Source organism: Variovorax sp. 01T432, assembly GCF_056398605.1.
This window is the reverse complement of sequence record NZ_JBFTPS010000005.1, coordinates 125,587-138,800: the sequence shown is the minus strand read 5'-3', so window position 1 is coordinate 138,800 and position 13,214 is coordinate 125,587. Positions and strand designations below refer to the sequence as shown.

Here is a 13,214-nt window from a genome sequence, read left to right as displayed (position 1 = left end):
GCACTGCGCGAGCAGCCGCAGTCAAGGCCTGGAGCGAATACTAGGCAGCGCCTGGTGCTGCTCAAAGAAGCATTTTTAGGCAGAGGTGCTGCCGAAATTCGCGCACGCCCGCCAGGGCGGCGCCTCAACCGAAGCGCAGGGAGCGCAGGCCCACCGTGCGATCGATCACGATGACCGCGCCGAGCGTCAGCACGATGCTGACCGTCGACACGGCCGCGGCCGTGGGATCGAAGTCCCAGCGCAGGTAGTCGAAGAGCTGCAGCGGCAGCGTGGTCATTCCGATGCCCTTGAGCAGCAGCGACATGTTGAACAGGTCGAAGGAGATCACGAAGGCGAACAGCGCGCCGGTGATGATCCCCGACTTGATGAGCGGCAGCGTGACGCGCACGAACGCGCGCCAGGGCGGTGCGCCGAGGCTGCGGGCGGCCTGTTCTAGCGAGGCGTCCTGGTTGTAGAGCGCCGAGGCGACATTGGTGAAGACGTAGGGCAGCGTCACCAGCACGTGACCCACGACCAGCCCGAACATCGTCCGGGTGCCCACGCCCGTGGCATAGAGAAAGAACAGCAGCGCGATGGCCGTGAGAATCTCCGGCAGCATGAGCGGGAGCATCAGCATCATCCGCAGGCTCTCGCGAAGCCGCGTGGCATGGCGCACGACGTAGAGCGCGCCGGCCACGCCGATCGCCAGGGAGCACGCGGTGGCGATGGATGCGATCTGCAGCGAGGTGCCGATGGCGCGCATGAAGGCCTGGTTGGCGAACAGCGCGCCGAACCAGCGCAGGGAGATGCCTTGCGGGGGAAAGGCCAGGAACTCGCCCGCGTTGAGCGACATCAGCACGATGATCGCGATCGGCAGCAGCAGGAAGACGTAGACGGCGCCCACGTAGGCGAGGCCGAGCCCGTCGGCCACGCGGGTGGCCAGGGGAATGCGCTTGTGTTTCACTGGACGCCCTTCATGAAGATGCCGCTCACCCGGGCGTAGGCCCACACGGCCGCCATGCCGCAGGCCGACAGCAGCAGCGCCTGCGCGGCGCCCACGGGCCACTGGAAGTTGTCGATGAGGTTCTGCACCACCAGCACCGACATGGTCTTGACCTGCGCGCCGCCCAGCATCACCGGTGTCACATAGGCGCTCAGCGTGAGCACGAAGACGAGGATCGTGCCCGCCTGGATGCCCGGCCAGGACATCGGCAGCGTCAGCCGCCAGAACACCTTCAGGCGCGATGCGCCCAGCGAGCGCGCGGCCTGCTCGAGCGTCGGGTCGATGCTCTGGATGACGCCGACCAGCGGCAGGATCATGAAGGGCAGGAAGACGTGCACGAGGGCGATGGTGACGCCGATGCGGTTGTTCATCAGCTGCAGGCCGGTCTCGATCCAGCCCATGTCGATCAGCGCGCGATTGATCACGCCATTGCCCGACAGCAGGATCAGCCAGCCGAAGCTGCGCACCACCACGCCGACGAGCAGCGGCGACAGCACCAGCACATAGAGCAGGCTGCCCCAGCGCGAACGCGTTCGCGCCAGGTGGTAGGCGACCGGGTAGCCGAGCAGCAGGCATATCGGCACCGTCGTCAGGCCCAGCCGGAAGGTGTCCGCCAGCACACCCACGACATAGGTGTCGCCCAGGGCGCTCGCGTAGTTGCCGAGCGTGAAGCCGGCGCCATAGGGCGCCCCGACGGCCGGCGGCCGCAGGCTCATGCTGACGATGTTGAAGTACGGCAGCACCAGGAACACGCCGATCAGCACCAGTGCCGGCACGATCAGCCAGAACGCGCCATGCCCCGGCGCGCGCCGGCGGCCAGGCGCCGCGAGCCGCGGCGCGGCGGCCGTCATCGTCGCGCTCATGCGTCGGGCGCGATGATCCAGGCATGGCCCGGATCGAACGCGAAAGCGGCCTGGGCGCCGGCTGCCATGCGCCGGCTCGGGGCGGTCTGCACCAGCAGGCTCTGCGCGGCACCGCACTGGAGCGTGTGTTCCACGGTGCTGCCCAGGAAGTAGGCGGACTGCACCAGGCCGCTGTAGGGGCCGTCGTTCTGGAAGCGCACGGCTTCGGGGCGGATCGTGACGTGCACGGACTGGCCCGCCGCCAGCGGGCGGTCGTGGCAGGCCGGCACGATGCCCAGTGCGGTGGCCACGCGGTAGGTGGCGTACGGCCCCGGCGCGTCCGTCATCGCCTCGACGCGGCCTTCGATCAGGTTCGAGCGGCCGATGAAGCGCGCGACCTCGATGCTGCGCGGTCGCATGTAGATGGCCTCGGGCACGTCGAACTGCAACAGCCTGCCGCCGAGCATCACGGCCACGCGGTCGGACATCACCATCGCCTCGGCCTGGTCGTGCGTCACATAGAGCGTGGTGATGCCCACGCGCTTCTGCAGTTCGCGGATGAAGACGCGCATGTCTTCGCGCAGCACGGCGTCGAGGTTCGCCAGCGGCTCGTCGAGCAGCAGAAGACGCGGCTCGATGACCAGCGCGCGCGCCAGCGCCACGCGCTGCTGCTGCCCGCCGGAGAGCTGGCGCGGGTAGCGTTCGGACATCGCGGTCAGCTGCACCATCGCGAGCACCTCGTCCACGCGGCGCCGGATCTCGGTCTTGCCGATGCCGCGCATCTCCAGCCCGAACGCCAGGTTGCGATGGACCGTGAGGTGCGGGAACAGCGCGTAGTTCTGGAACACCATGCCGATGTCGCGCTTCTCGGGCGGCAGGTCGGTGATGTCCTCGTCGTCGAGCCGCACGCGGCCTTCGTCGGGAAACTCGAAACCCGCCACGCAGCGCAGCGTCGTCGTCTTGCCGCAGCCGCTCGGGCCCAGCAGCGAGATGAATTCGCCTTCCTCGGTGCTGAGGTCCAGGTGCTGGATGGCCGGCGCGGCGGCGGCATGGAAGGTCTTGCGGATGCCCTCCAGCGACACGCGCGTGGTGCGCCGGCCGATCATTTCATCTCCCGGTTCCAGCGGTCGGTGATCGACGCGACCTGCGGATTGACCCGGGTCCAGTCGAACTGGAAGATCGACTTCATCCGGTCGCCGCTGATCGGCACGTCCTTCGCCAGTTCGGCACCCAGCCGGGACTGGGTGTTGGTCGGCGAGGTGAAGAATTCCTTGGCCATCATCTCCTGCGCGTCCGGACGCAGGATGAAGTCGAGGTACTTGTAGGCCTCGTCCTTGGCGGGCGCGTTCTTCAGCACGTTGAAGGACTGCTCGAAGGCCAGCACGCCTTCGGTCGGCACCACCATCTCGACCGGCACGCCCTTCTTCTGCAGCGCGACGATTTCGGGAAAGTCGATCACGGCCACCGTGACGTCGCCGCGCGTGAGCATGGTCGACAGCGTGCCGCTCCAGTCGGCCTGCGTGAAGGGCAGCAGCTTCTTGATCTCGACGAAGGCGCGGTCGATCGCGTCCTGCGAGCCGCCATAGAGCTTGGCCGTCATCAGCAGGAACAGCATCGCCGCAGTGTTGCCGATCTGATAGAGGCCGATCTTGCCCTTGAACTCCGGGTTGCTCCACAGGTCGGACCACGACTTCGGCGGTGTCTTCACCAGATCCTTGCGATAGCCGATGCCGATGGTGGAGACAATGGCGCGCACGCCGTTGTCGCCGGGGTTGCGCAGGTTGGGATACACGCTCCCGAGGTTCGGCACCTTGGCCGCGGGAATGGGCTCGAAGTAGCCTTCGGCGCGCACCATGCTCGCGATGTTCTCGTTCACCATGAGGATGCTGTAGGGCGGCTTGTCCACACCCGCGGCACGCAGGTTGGCGACGAAGTTCTTGCCAAGCCCGACGTCCAGCGTGGTCTCGATGCCTGACGACTTCTGGAACATCGGCATCAGGTCGGAGCGCCAGAACTTCTCCCAGCGCCCGCCGTAGGTGTTGACGACCAGGTTCTGCGCGGCCAGCGAGATCCCGGGCATGGCCAGGGCCGACATGCCCGCGGCGGCGGCCATGGCGTGGAGGCAGTCGCGGCGCGAAAGGTTTTTCATGGGGAGGTGGTCCTTCAAGAAGAGAAAGGGAAAGAGGCCGTCACCCGCGCTCAGAGCGCGGCGGCGCCCACGGTGGGCGTGTCTCGCCGGTAGTCGTAGTTCTTGTTGAGCCGCTCCATCAGGTAGTCGCCGTATCTCACCGGCGGATAGAGCGGCGGATGGGTGTCGTCGGTGCAGCTGGGCACGCATTCGATGAGTGCGTCCATGCCCGGGTCGAGGAAGTAGGGCAGCGAGTAGCGGTCGCCGCCGGAGCGGTTGATCACGCGGTGCGGGGTCGAGACGAAGCGGTCGTTGGTCCAGCGCGCCAGCATGTCGCCGACGTTGAGCACGTAGGTGTCGGCGATCGGCGGTGCCTCGATCCAGTCGCCGCCGCGCGGGCGCACCTGCAGCCCGCCCGAATCGTCTTGCGCGAGCAGCGTGATGATCCCGTAGTCGGTGTGGGGCGCCGAGCCCATCTGCTCGTTCTCCAGCGGTGCCTGCGGCGGGTAATGCAGGGCGCGCAGGAATGTGGTCGGGTGGTCGAAGTGGTGGTCGAGCGCCGTCGCTTCGAGCCCGAGGCTCATCGCGATGAGGCGCACCACGTAGCGGCCGAGCGCGTCGACTTCGCCGATGTACTGCGTCATCGCGGGCCTGAATTCCGGCAGCCACTGGGGCCACTGGTTCGGCCCCTGCAGCGGCAGGCTGGCGCGCAGGCCCGGGTCGTCCGGCGGCAGCTCGTGCATCAGCATCAGCGACTCGCTCATGTTCGGCCGCGTCACCTTCGCCACCGACGAGGTGACGATGGTCGAGGTGGCCATGCCCATGTAGCCGCGATGGAAGGCGTTGATGGCGAGCGATTGCTTCTGTTCGAGCGGCGACTCGTGGAAGCGGCGCGAGGCTTCGAAGGCGGCCGCGCGCGTTCGTGGCGCCACGTTGTGACCACCGATGTAGGCGAAGTCTCAGCGCATCGTGCAACCTGCGGGCCGTGTGCCGTGCCTCGGGATGGTGCGGATCGAGATGTCCGCCGAGATCGATAAGGGGGATGGACTTCAACATGGAACCTTGATCTGCGTCAAAACGACGTCCTCGTGCGATCCGTCATGCAACGTCTGTGCCAGTTGGACCAAATGGACAAATGTTGTAGCCTCCGAGGCCGAACAAACGCACAAGCAGGCGAGCACGCAGGAACAGCACAGATGCCAAAGACGATCCATGGAGGAGCGGCGACGCGCGTGGGCGCCACCGCGGGAAGCAAGAACGCAGGCAAGGCCAAGGCCGCACCCAAGACCGCGGTCGCGCGGCGCAATGTCAAGCCCTCGCAACGCGCGCTGAGCCCGCGGGCTGCCGCGCCGCGCAGCGCGGCATCGGCGAACCGGCGGCTGCGCCAGATCGAGGACAAGCGCGCCGTGATCCTGTCCGCCGCGCTCGGCCTGTTCTCGCGCTACGGATTGCATGGCACCAGCGTCGACCAGGTGGCGGCGCGCGCGGATGTCTCCAAGAGCAACCTGCTCTATTACTTCGCCAACAAGGAGGAGCTTTACGTCAGCGTGCTGCGCGACCTGCTGACCGTCTGGCTCGAGCCGCTGCGCGGCTTCAGCGCGGAGCAGGACCCGCGCGAGGCCATTGCCGACTACATCCGTCGCAAACTCGTGATCTCGCGCGACCGGCCCGATGCATCGCGGCTGTTCTGTCTCGAGATGATCCAGGGTGCGCCGCTGTTGCGCGACGAACTCGGGCGCGAGCTGCGCGAACTCGTCGATCGCAAGTCCGAGGTCATTCGCGCCTGGGTGGCGGCCGGCAAGCTTGCGCCCGTCGACGCGCATCACCTGGTCTTCGCGCTCTGGGCTACCACGCAGCATTATGCCGATTTCGGTGTGCAGGTCGAGGCCGTCACGGGCCGCACGCTGGCCGATCCGGCCTTCTTCGAGCAGACCGTCGAGAACGTACAGCGCATCGTGCTCGACGGCATCCTTGCGCCGCGGGGCGCGTAGTCCGATTGCCGCGACCCAAGACGCACGAAGCCGGCGTGGCCCAAAGCCAGGGATACCGCGGAACCGGCTTTGCCGGGCCGCCGGTATCGCCCCCTTGAGGGGGAGGCGCCGCAGGCGCTTCGGGGGTGTCTCCTCCTAATGCGCGGGCGCCACGAGGTCGTGGTAGCGCCGGTCGAAGTAGATGAGCCCGTGCCTTGCCTCGCCGATGGCGATGGCAACAGCTTCGCAGAACAGCACGTCGTGCGTCCCGACGCTGGTGCTGCGCATCACGCGGCAATCGAAGGACACGGCCGCGCCTTCCAGCATCGGCGAGCCGGTCGCGCCGGCGCGCCAGGTGGCGGCGGCAAAGCGTTCGTCCATCGGCGTCTTGCCGCCGAACACGCCGGACAGCTCCCGATGGCCGGCGGCGAGCACGTTCACGCACAGGACGCCGTTGGCCTGGAACGCCGGGTAGACCGAGGCGCCACGGTTGAGGCAGATCAGCAAGGTCGGCGGATCGTCCGTGACGCTGCACACCGCCGACGCGGTGAAGCCCGCGCGGCCGGCCGGCCCCTCGGTGGTGACGATGTTGACCGCCGCCCCCAGGCGCGCCATGGCGTTGCGGTAGTCGTTGCGCGGCAGCGGTGCGTCGTGCCCCGCGGGCGGGCGCGAGGGTGTGGCCGGGCAGGGGGAAAGCGAGGGATTCATGGGCGGTCTCCGTGGCGAACGCGTTCGGCCTCAGGCCAGCGTGCAGGCTTCGTCGAAATCGAGCCGCGGCAGACGGCCGAAGCGCTTGGCGGGGTCGCCGTGGCCGAGGTTGATCAGGAAGTTGGCGGTCCAGGTCGTGCCCGCGAAGAAGCTGGCGTTGAGCTTGGCCTTGTCGAAGCCCGACATCGGCCCCGCGTCCAGGCCGAGCGCGCGCGCGGCGAGCAGCAGATAGGCCGCCTGGAGTGTGCCGTTGCGAAAGGCCGTGTCGTGCGCGACCTCGGGGCTGCCGGTGAACCAGGGTCGGGCATCCGTGTGCGGGAAGAGCTTGGGCAGCTTCTCGTGAAAGGCCGTGTCCCAGGCGGCGATCACCGTCACCGGCGCGCTCATCGTCTTGTCGAGATTGCTGGCCGACAGCGCCGGCGCCAGCAACTGCTTGGCCTGCGGCGTGCGCACGAAGACGAAGCGGCCCGGCGAGCAGTTGGCGGAGGTCGGCCCCATGCGCGCGAGTTCGTAGACCTGCCGCAGCATGTCGTCCGAGACGGGTTCGGATGTCCAGCCGTTGTGGCTGCGGGCTTCGGTGAACAAGGTCGCCAGGGCGGCGTCGTCGAGGGTGTGTGTCATGCGCGGATGCTCGAAGAGGTGATGGCAGGCTGCGTCGCGAGGAAGGCCAGCAGCGTGTGGTTGAAGGCGTCGGGCTCGGTCGCGCTGTGGGCGTGGCCGCCGTGCGGCACGCGCTCGAACGTGGCCCGGGGCAGGGCATCGGCCAGGCGCTGCGACATGGTCCAGGGCACCAGCACGTCGTCCATGGCCGCCGCGACCAGCGTGGGCACGCCGATGCCGGCCAGTCGGGCGTCGACATCGAAGGCGCGCAGCGCGGCGATGCGGGCGCGCATGTTGGCTTCGCCCGGGAAGTGCGCGAGCGCGTGTTCCACCTCGGCCGCCACCAGCGCGGAGTTGGCGGCGGCCCACGCCGCGGGGTACAGGAAGATCGGCTGCGCCTCGACATACGCGCGCGGGCCGCACGCGCCCAGCAACGCGAGCCGCGCATCGAAGCAGCGCGCCGAATGCGGATTGGGTGCGGACCACGCGTTGATCAGCGCGAGGCTGGCCACGCGCGCCGGCGCATCGAGCGCGAGCTGAAGGCCCACGAGGCCGCCGAGCGCATGGCCCACCAGGTGGCATTGCGCGCTGTCGGTCGCGTCCATCACTTCGACGACATCGCGCGCCATGTCGGCGATGCTGTGGTCCGGCGCCAGCGCGTCGGGGCTGCGCCCGGTGCCGCGCTGGTCGTAGGCGACCACGCGCCAGCCGGCTTCGACGAGGGCGGGAATCTGCGGCTTCCAGAAGCCGGCCGAGCCGCCCAGGCCGGAGGACAGCAGCACACTGGGCGCGCCGGGCCGGCCCCGACCATGGACTTCGTGGTACATCGCAGCGACGCTCAGGCCTTCTTGCCGACGTGCGCGATCGAGGCGATCTCGATCAGCGCGTCCGGCTTCACGAGGCCGCACTGGATGCAGTAGCGCGCCGGCTTCACGCCCGGGAAGAACTCGGCATAGACCGCGTTGACCTTCGCATAGTCGGCCCAGTCCCTGATCATGATCATGTTGAAGCTCACGTCGTCCATGGTGCCGCCGGCGGTCTCGATCACGCGCTGGATGGTGGCGAGCACGTGGCGCGTCTGCGCCGTGGCATCGCCGACATGGACCACGTTGTTGTCCTCGTCGAAGGGCAGGGTGCCCGAGACGTAGACCACGCCATCGGCCAGGGTGCCGGGGACGAAGGGGGCGATGGGCGTTGTGGTTCCGGGTGGAATGATGGCTTGCTTGGGCATGAGGGAGTCCTTGAGTGATGAATGGGGGAAGGATGGGTCAGGCGCCGGCGGCGGTGCGGCAGAAGTCCTCCACCGTCGAGACCCAGCCGAAGAAGGTCTCGATGTTGTAGACCGCTGCCTTCTGGATCGCCGGTCCGCCGAGCTCGTGCGTCGCGTCTTCCAGCATCACGGCGAAGTACTCGAGGTGGAAGGCGTCGCGCAGCGTCGACTCCACGCACACGTTGGTCGCGATGCCGGTGAACACCAGGTTGCGAATGCCGCGTGCGCGCAGCGTGCTGTCGAGGGTGCTGTTGAAGAAGCCGCTGTAGCGCGTCTTCGGGATCACGATGTCGCCGTCCCGCGGCTTCATCGCGTCGATGAGTTCGTAGTCCCAGCCGCCCTTGGCGAGGAAGCGGCCCTGGAGCTCGGGCCTCCTGCGCATGGTCTTGAGCGCGTTCGACTTGTGCCAGTTGGGCGAGCCCGGACCCCCGGCCTCCACGTAGCCGGCGTCCCAGCCGTTCTGCAGGAACACGACGAGCATGCCGGCCGCGCGTGTCGCGAGGATGGCCCGGCCGATGTTGTCGATCACGCCCTGCGCACCCGAGATGTCGAAGCCGGCCGAGTCGACATAGCCGCCCGGCGAGGCGTAGGCGTTCTGCATGTCGACCACGATCAGCGCCGATTGCGCGGCCTGCAGGGCCAGCGGCTCGGGCCTCGCCGGCAGGATCAGCGGCGGCGCAGCCCCCGGCGCGCTCGGCACGCCCGCGGGCGTGGTGGAGCTGAGGGTGGCGTTCCTGGGAAGGTCCGGCGTGGGAGCGGGGGGCATGGCGAGGATTCCTTCACTGGATCGGCGGTTCATGCGGCAAGCGCTTCGGCCCGCACTTGCGAGGGCACGGGCGTGTCGGCGCCGATGCGGCTCTGCATCAGCGGCTGGATGCGCTCGCCGAAGGCTTCCACGCCCTTGACGAAGTCGTCGAAGGTCAACAGCACGCCTTCGGTGCCGGGCACCTCGGCCATCTCGTCGAGCATGCGCGCGACCTTGGCGTAGGAGCCGACGAGCGTGCCCATGTTGATATTGACTGCCGAAGTCGGGTCGGCCATCTGGCGCACGTTGGTGTCGGTGCCGGACCTGGTGTCGGCCGCGCCCTGCTGGCCCAGCCATGCGATCGCCTCCTGGTCCGCGCCGGCCTTGTAGTGCTCCCACTTGGCGCGCGCGGCCTCGTCGGTCTCGTCGGCAATCACCATCATCAGCACGTAAGTCGTGACATTGCGTCCGGTCTTCTTCGTGGCTTCGATCAGCTTCTCGGCGGCCGGCGCGAAGGCCTTGGGCGTGTTCACGCCCTTGCCGAAGCAGAAGTTGTAGTCGGCGTACTTCGCGGAGAAGTCCATGCCGGCCTCGCTCTGGCCGGCGCAGATCACCTTCATGGCGGCCTGCGGCTGCGGGCTCAGGCGGCAGTCGTCCATCTGGAAGTGATCGCCCTTGAAGTCGGACTTGCCCGTGCCCCAGAGGTCGCGCAGCACCTGGATGTATTCGGACAGGTACTGGTAGCGCGTGCCGAAGAATTCGTCGCCGGGCCACATGCCCATCTGCGAATACTCCGGCCGCTGCCAGCCCGTGACCAGGTTGAGGCCGAAGCGTCCGTTGGAGATCGAATCGATGGTCGATGCCATGCGCGCGACGATGGCCGGTGGCATCACCAGCGAGGCCGAGGTCGCGAACAGCTTGATCTTCGTGGTGACGGCGGCCAGCCCGGCCATCAGCGTGAAGGACTCGAGGTTGTGGTCCCAGAACTGCGTCTTTCCGCCGAAGCCGCGCAGCTTGATCATGGAGAGCACGAAGTCCAGGCCGTAGTGCTCGGCCTTGAGCGTGATCTGCTTGTTGAGCTCGAAGCTGGGTCTGTACTGCGGCGCGTTCTCGGAAAGCAGCCAGCCGTTGTTGCCGATGGGGATGAAGATGCCGACGTTCATGCGCGTACCTGGCCAGTCAAGGCGGTGGAATGTGAAACCGCGGAGTCCGCGGCGCGATACGGAGCAAAAAGCATGCGCCGTGCCACCACAAAAAAGTCTTTGAAATCAATGACTTGTCGCAGATTAAGATGCGACTATTGACCAAATGGTCCAAGATGGACTGTATGGACGGCAGCCGACGCGTGGAACTGGTGCGTCAAGGCGCGGCGATGGTGCGCGAAGGCTGCAGGAAAAGGCTGGCGCGGCACGCTGCGCGGTGAGGTGCGAAGGCCCGCGGCCGGCTGATGCGCGGCGCGCGGTGGGCCGCGATGTGAAAGAGGAGAGAGGGGAGAGAGGGGGTGCCCTGGCGCGAGGGCACGCCCGCGGCGCCTAGAAGTCGGCGGCCTCGAAGCCGCTTGCCTCGAAGTCCTCGGCATGCAGGCAGATGGCGGCGCTCGGATTTTCTCGGTACCGGGCCGTCGCCTTCGCATCGATCGAGTCGGCGTTGGCCGCATAGGCCTGCACCAGGGCTACGTCGATCCCCTCGGGTGCATGGAACCGGGCGTGCAGCGCTTCTTCGTCGATCCTGGCGATGATCCGGGCGCCGTCGTACCCGTCGGGGTAGATGGCGAACTGAACGCTGCAGGTCGCGGGAAGGAAGATTGCTTCGGAGGCCATGATGGGAACTTTGGTATTCGTGGAAGCAGTATCGACTTTTGGGCTTCTGCAAGAAATAAGCCCAACGACGTATGTCTTTGCAACAAGTGGAACATTTCTCGATGAGGACGATAATCGAGCCTTGTTGCTTGGTATTTCGGGCTTTACCCCTGGCCGGGTTTCCGTCGGAGCCCCGATGAACTTCCCTCTTTTGCGACAGTCACACCCGGTCTTTTTGCTTTCCCGGGCATCCTGCCGCGCACCCATGCTTCCAGTCTTCCCCCTCCGATTGATGATCCGCGCGCTCGGCGCCCTTGGCTTGCTGGCCGCTGGTGCGCTGCATGCGCAGGCGCTGCCTTCCGGCGTGCACTTCGGGATGACGGCCGAGGAGCTGCAGTTGACCCTGCCTGGTGTGGAGAGGGTGCAGCGTCCCCAGCACCTGGCCGGCGGGCTCGCCGGCACCTGGCGGGCGCCGGCCACGACGGTGGCGGGGCTGCTCTTCGAGCCGGTGTATTTCTTTGCCGGCGGCCAATTGCGGCGCGTGGAATGGGTCGCGTCGGCCGATGCGCTGCCCGATCTGGGCGCGGCGGCCTTCGCCCGCATCGTCGCGTGGGGGCGCAGCAACTTCGGGCCCGAGCTGGCATCGAGCGACCCCGGCAGCGCCTATGCGGCCTGGGTGCAGGGCGATACCGACGTGTACGCGCAACGCACCAGCGATCCGCGCCGGGCCAGCGTGAGGCTGGTCTACAAGGAGCGCCAATTGAAGGACGCGAGCGAACTCTGAGCTGCGGCTCAGGGCTCAGGGCTCAGGGCTCAGGCCTTGAGCATGCCTCGTTCCTCGATGAAGGACACGACCTCGGCCAGACCGGCGTGGGTCTTGAGATTGGTCATCACGTAGGGGCGCTGCTTGCGCATGCGTTTGGTGTCGGCCTCCATCACGTTCAGGTCCGCCCCCACGTAGGGTGCGAGGTCGGTCTTGTTGATCACGAACAGGTCGCTCTTGGTGATGCCGGGGCCGCCCTTGCGCGGGATCTTCTCGCCGGCCGCGACGTCGATCACGTAGATCGTGAGGTCGCTCAGTTCGGGGCTGAAGGTGGCGGCGAGGTTGTCGCCGCCGCTCTCCACGAACACCACGTCGGCGTCGGGAAAGTCGGCCAGCATGCGGTCGATGGCCTCGAGATTGATCGAGGCATCCTCGCGAATCGCGGTGTGCGGGCAGCCACCGGTCTCCACGCCCATGATGCGCTCGGCCGGCAGCGCGCCGGCGACCGTGAGCAGGCGCTGGTCTTCCTTGGTGTAGATGTCGTTGGTGATGGCGATCAGGTCGTACTTGTCGCGCATCGCCTTGCAGAGCATCTCCAGCAGCGTGGTCTTGCCGGAGCCGACCGGGCCGCCGATGCCCACGCGCAGGGGCGGCAGCTTCTTGGTGCGGTTGGCGATGTGGTGGAGGGCGGAGGACATGATGGGGGTGGTTCAGCTTCTGAAGAGACGCGAGTACTGGGTTTCGTGCCTTGACGACAGCACTGCGAGCATGGGAGCGAAGGCCTGGCGGTCGTCGTCCCCTAGTGTGATCGCATGATCGACCGCCGTGGGGATTTCCGCCGCCAGGCGGCCGAGCATGCGCTGGCCGGCACTCTGGCCGAGGGGTGCCGCCTTGACCGCCGCGCCCACCATGTTCTCGGCCCAGCCGAAGGCAAAGGCCAGGCAGATGTCCCGCGCCGGGGCCTCGGTGCGGCTCGCCGCGAAGGCGAAGGCGACCGGATAGCTCGCGGGCAGCGCCTCGAAGACGGTCGCGATATCGGTGTGGTGCAGCTTGAGCCATTCCACGAAGGAGCGGCCCATCTGCTCGGTCTGCAGCAGGAATTCGGCCGACTCGCGGGTCTGGAACACCCAGTCGTTGAGCGCGCGGATGCGCGGCATGTCGCTGCCACGCCAGGCTTGCACGGCTTGCGCCACCACGGCGAGGTCGCCGCGCGCAAGGCTCAGGTGCAGTTGATCGGCGAGCCAGTCCGAGGCCGCCCGCTCGGTGCCCAGGCCCGCCCATTCGATGCCCGCCTCCAGGCCCTCCGAATAGGAAAAGCCGCCGATGGGCAAGGCCGGCGATGCCAGCCAGATCAGCTGAAGCAGACTGGCGGCGGGCAGCGCCGCGGGCGCGTCATCCATCCGTGCC

The 13,214-nt window shown here is 67.6% G+C and carries 16 protein-coding genes; 2 read left to right on the top strand and 14 right to left on the bottom strand.

The genetic code is table 11. From position 1 onward, the window contains the following. Positions 1-124: 124 nt before the first annotated feature. The 5 genes from AC1DNF_RS05680 to AC1DNF_RS05660 are packed head-to-tail and all read right to left on the bottom strand — an operon-like array spanning position 125 to position 4,884. Positions 125-943, bottom strand: a complete 819-nt coding sequence (locus tag AC1DNF_RS05680; RefSeq protein WP_478147579.1) for an ABC transporter permease — start codon at positions 941-943, stop codon at positions 125-127. After that, the gene (locus AC1DNF_RS05675; protein WP_478147578.1) at positions 940-1,845 is read right to left on the bottom strand and encodes an ABC transporter permease; all 906 of its coding nucleotides are present in this window, start codon (positions 1,843-1,845) and stop codon (positions 940-942) included. Before AC1DNF_RS05675 ends, AC1DNF_RS05680 begins: the two co-directional genes overlap by 4 nt. After that, on the bottom strand, positions 1,842-2,930 hold the full coding sequence (locus AC1DNF_RS05670) for an ABC transporter ATP-binding protein (RefSeq protein WP_478147577.1): 1,089 nt from the start codon (positions 2,928-2,930) through the stop codon (positions 1,842-1,844). Before AC1DNF_RS05670 ends, AC1DNF_RS05675 begins: the two co-directional genes overlap by 4 nt. Then, positions 2,927-3,973, bottom strand: a complete 1,047-nt coding sequence (locus AC1DNF_RS05665) for an ABC transporter substrate-binding protein (RefSeq protein ID WP_478147576.1) — start codon at positions 3,971-3,973, stop codon at positions 2,927-2,929. The genes AC1DNF_RS05670 and AC1DNF_RS05665 overlap by 4 nt, the downstream gene beginning before the upstream one ends. A gap of 50 nt (positions 3,974-4,023) precedes the next feature. Then, entirely contained in the window at positions 4,024-4,884 is an 861-nt protein-coding gene (locus AC1DNF_RS05660) for an isopenicillin N synthase family dioxygenase (RefSeq protein WP_478147575.1), read from the bottom strand. 264 nt (positions 4,885-5,148) lie between these two features. Between AC1DNF_RS05660 and rutR the strand changes: the two genes are divergently transcribed. Next, a complete protein-coding gene (rutR, locus tag AC1DNF_RS05655) occupies positions 5,149-5,943 on the top strand; it encodes an HTH-type transcriptional regulator RutR (RefSeq protein ID WP_478147574.1) in 795 nt (264 codons plus the stop codon). 135 nt (positions 5,944-6,078) lie between these two features. Here the strand turns inward: rutR and rutF are convergent, their stop codons facing one another. The 7 genes from rutF to AC1DNF_RS05620 form a co-directional block, all read right to left on the bottom strand. Then, complete coding sequence (gene rutF / locus AC1DNF_RS05650) at positions 6,079-6,630, bottom strand: NADH-dependent FMN reductase RutF (RefSeq protein ID WP_478147573.1); 552 nt, start codon at positions 6,628-6,630, stop codon at positions 6,079-6,081. Between the two features lie 30 nt (positions 6,631-6,660). After that, positions 6,661-7,251 (bottom strand): malonic semialdehyde reductase, encoded by a 591-nt coding sequence (locus AC1DNF_RS05645; protein WP_478147572.1) that lies wholly within the window; start codon positions 7,249-7,251, stop codon positions 6,661-6,663. Beyond that, the gene (gene rutD, locus AC1DNF_RS05640; protein ID WP_478147571.1) at positions 7,248-8,057 is read right to left on the bottom strand and encodes a pyrimidine utilization protein D; all 810 of its coding nucleotides are present in this window, start codon (positions 8,055-8,057) and stop codon (positions 7,248-7,250) included. Before rutD ends, AC1DNF_RS05645 begins: the two co-directional genes overlap by 4 nt. A gap of 11 nt (positions 8,058-8,068) precedes the next feature. Further along, positions 8,069-8,461: a pyrimidine utilization protein C gene (gene rutC, locus AC1DNF_RS05635; protein ID WP_478147570.1), complete on the bottom strand. Its 393-nt coding sequence runs from the start codon at positions 8,459-8,461 to the stop codon at positions 8,069-8,071. A 37-nt stretch (positions 8,462-8,498) separates the two neighbouring features. Beyond that, entirely contained in the window at positions 8,499-9,266 is a 768-nt protein-coding gene (gene rutB / locus AC1DNF_RS05630; protein ID WP_478147569.1) for a pyrimidine utilization protein B, read from the bottom strand. Between the two features lie 29 nt (positions 9,267-9,295). Further along, positions 9,296-10,408, bottom strand: a complete 1,113-nt coding sequence (gene rutA, locus AC1DNF_RS05625; RefSeq protein ID WP_478147568.1) for a pyrimidine utilization protein A — start codon at positions 10,406-10,408, stop codon at positions 9,296-9,298. Between the two features lie 369 nt (positions 10,409-10,777). Continuing rightward, positions 10,778-11,065: a hypothetical protein gene (locus AC1DNF_RS05620; RefSeq protein WP_478147567.1), complete on the bottom strand. Its 288-nt coding sequence runs from the start codon at positions 11,063-11,065 to the stop codon at positions 10,778-10,780. Positions 11,066-11,309: 244 nt separating this feature from the next. On the opposite strand from AC1DNF_RS05620, the gene AC1DNF_RS05615 reads away from it, so the two are divergent. Further along, positions 11,310-11,828 carry a hypothetical protein gene (locus tag AC1DNF_RS05615; protein WP_478147566.1) on the top strand — a complete coding sequence of 173 codons (519 nt, stop codon included), beginning with the start codon at positions 11,310-11,312 and terminating at the stop codon, positions 11,826-11,828. A gap of 29 nt (positions 11,829-11,857) precedes the next feature. Here AC1DNF_RS05615 and ureG read toward each other — a convergent pair whose 3' ends face one another. Together ureG and AC1DNF_RS05605 are read right to left on the bottom strand one after the other, a co-directional pair. Continuing rightward, on the bottom strand, positions 11,858-12,505 hold the full coding sequence (ureG, locus tag AC1DNF_RS05610; protein ID WP_478147565.1) for an urease accessory protein UreG: 648 nt from the start codon (positions 12,503-12,505) through the stop codon (positions 11,858-11,860). 12 nt (positions 12,506-12,517) lie between these two features. After that, the gene (locus tag AC1DNF_RS05605) at positions 12,518-13,207 is read right to left on the bottom strand and encodes an urease accessory protein UreF (RefSeq protein WP_478147564.1); all 690 of its coding nucleotides are present in this window, start codon (positions 13,205-13,207) and stop codon (positions 12,518-12,520) included. Positions 13,208-13,214 lie beyond the last annotated feature (7 nt).

Bases quoted from the DNA above. Each gene is read 5' to 3' on its own strand.
- AC1DNF_RS05675 (WP_478147578.1), bottom strand. From the start codon at position 1,845: ATGAGCGCGACGATGACGGCCGCCGCGCCGCGGCTCGCGGCGCCTGGC.
- AC1DNF_RS05670 (WP_478147577.1), bottom strand. From the start codon at position 2,930: ATGATCGGCCGGCGCACCACGCGCGTGTCGCTGGAGGGCATCCGCAAG.
- AC1DNF_RS05665 (WP_478147576.1), bottom strand. From the start codon at position 3,973: ATGAAAAACCTTTCGCGCCGCGACTGCCTCCACGCCATGGCCGCCGCC.
- rutR (WP_478147574.1), top strand. From the start codon at position 5,149: ATGCCAAAGACGATCCATGGAGGAGCGGCGACGCGCGTGGGCGCCACC.
- rutF (WP_478147573.1), bottom strand. From the start codon at position 6,630: ATGAATCCCTCGCTTTCCCCCTGCCCGGCCACACCCTCGCGCCCGCCC.
- AC1DNF_RS05645 (WP_478147572.1), bottom strand. From the start codon at position 7,251: ATGACACACACCCTCGACGACGCCGCCCTGGCGACCTTGTTCACCGAA.
- rutD (WP_478147571.1), bottom strand. From the start codon at position 8,057: ATGTACCACGAAGTCCATGGTCGGGGCCGGCCCGGCGCGCCCAGTGTG.
- rutC (WP_478147570.1), bottom strand. From the start codon at position 8,461: ATGCCCAAGCAAGCCATCATTCCACCCGGAACCACAACGCCCATCGCC.
- rutB (WP_478147569.1), bottom strand. From the start codon at position 9,266: ATGCCCCCCGCTCCCACGCCGGACCTTCCCAGGAACGCCACCCTCAGC.
- rutA (WP_478147568.1), bottom strand. From the start codon at position 10,408: ATGAACGTCGGCATCTTCATCCCCATCGGCAACAACGGCTGGCTGCTT.
- AC1DNF_RS05620 (WP_478147567.1), bottom strand. From the start codon at position 11,065: ATGGCCTCCGAAGCAATCTTCCTTCCCGCGACCTGCAGCGTTCAGTTC.
- AC1DNF_RS05615 (WP_478147566.1), top strand. From the start codon at position 11,310: ATGCTTCCAGTCTTCCCCCTCCGATTGATGATCCGCGCGCTCGGCGCC.
- ureG (WP_478147565.1), bottom strand. From the start codon at position 12,505: ATGTCCTCCGCCCTCCACCACATCGCCAACCGCACCAAGAAGCTGCCG.
- AC1DNF_RS05605 (WP_478147564.1), bottom strand. From the start codon at position 13,207: ATGGATGACGCGCCCGCGGCGCTGCCCGCCGCCAGTCTGCTTCAGCTG.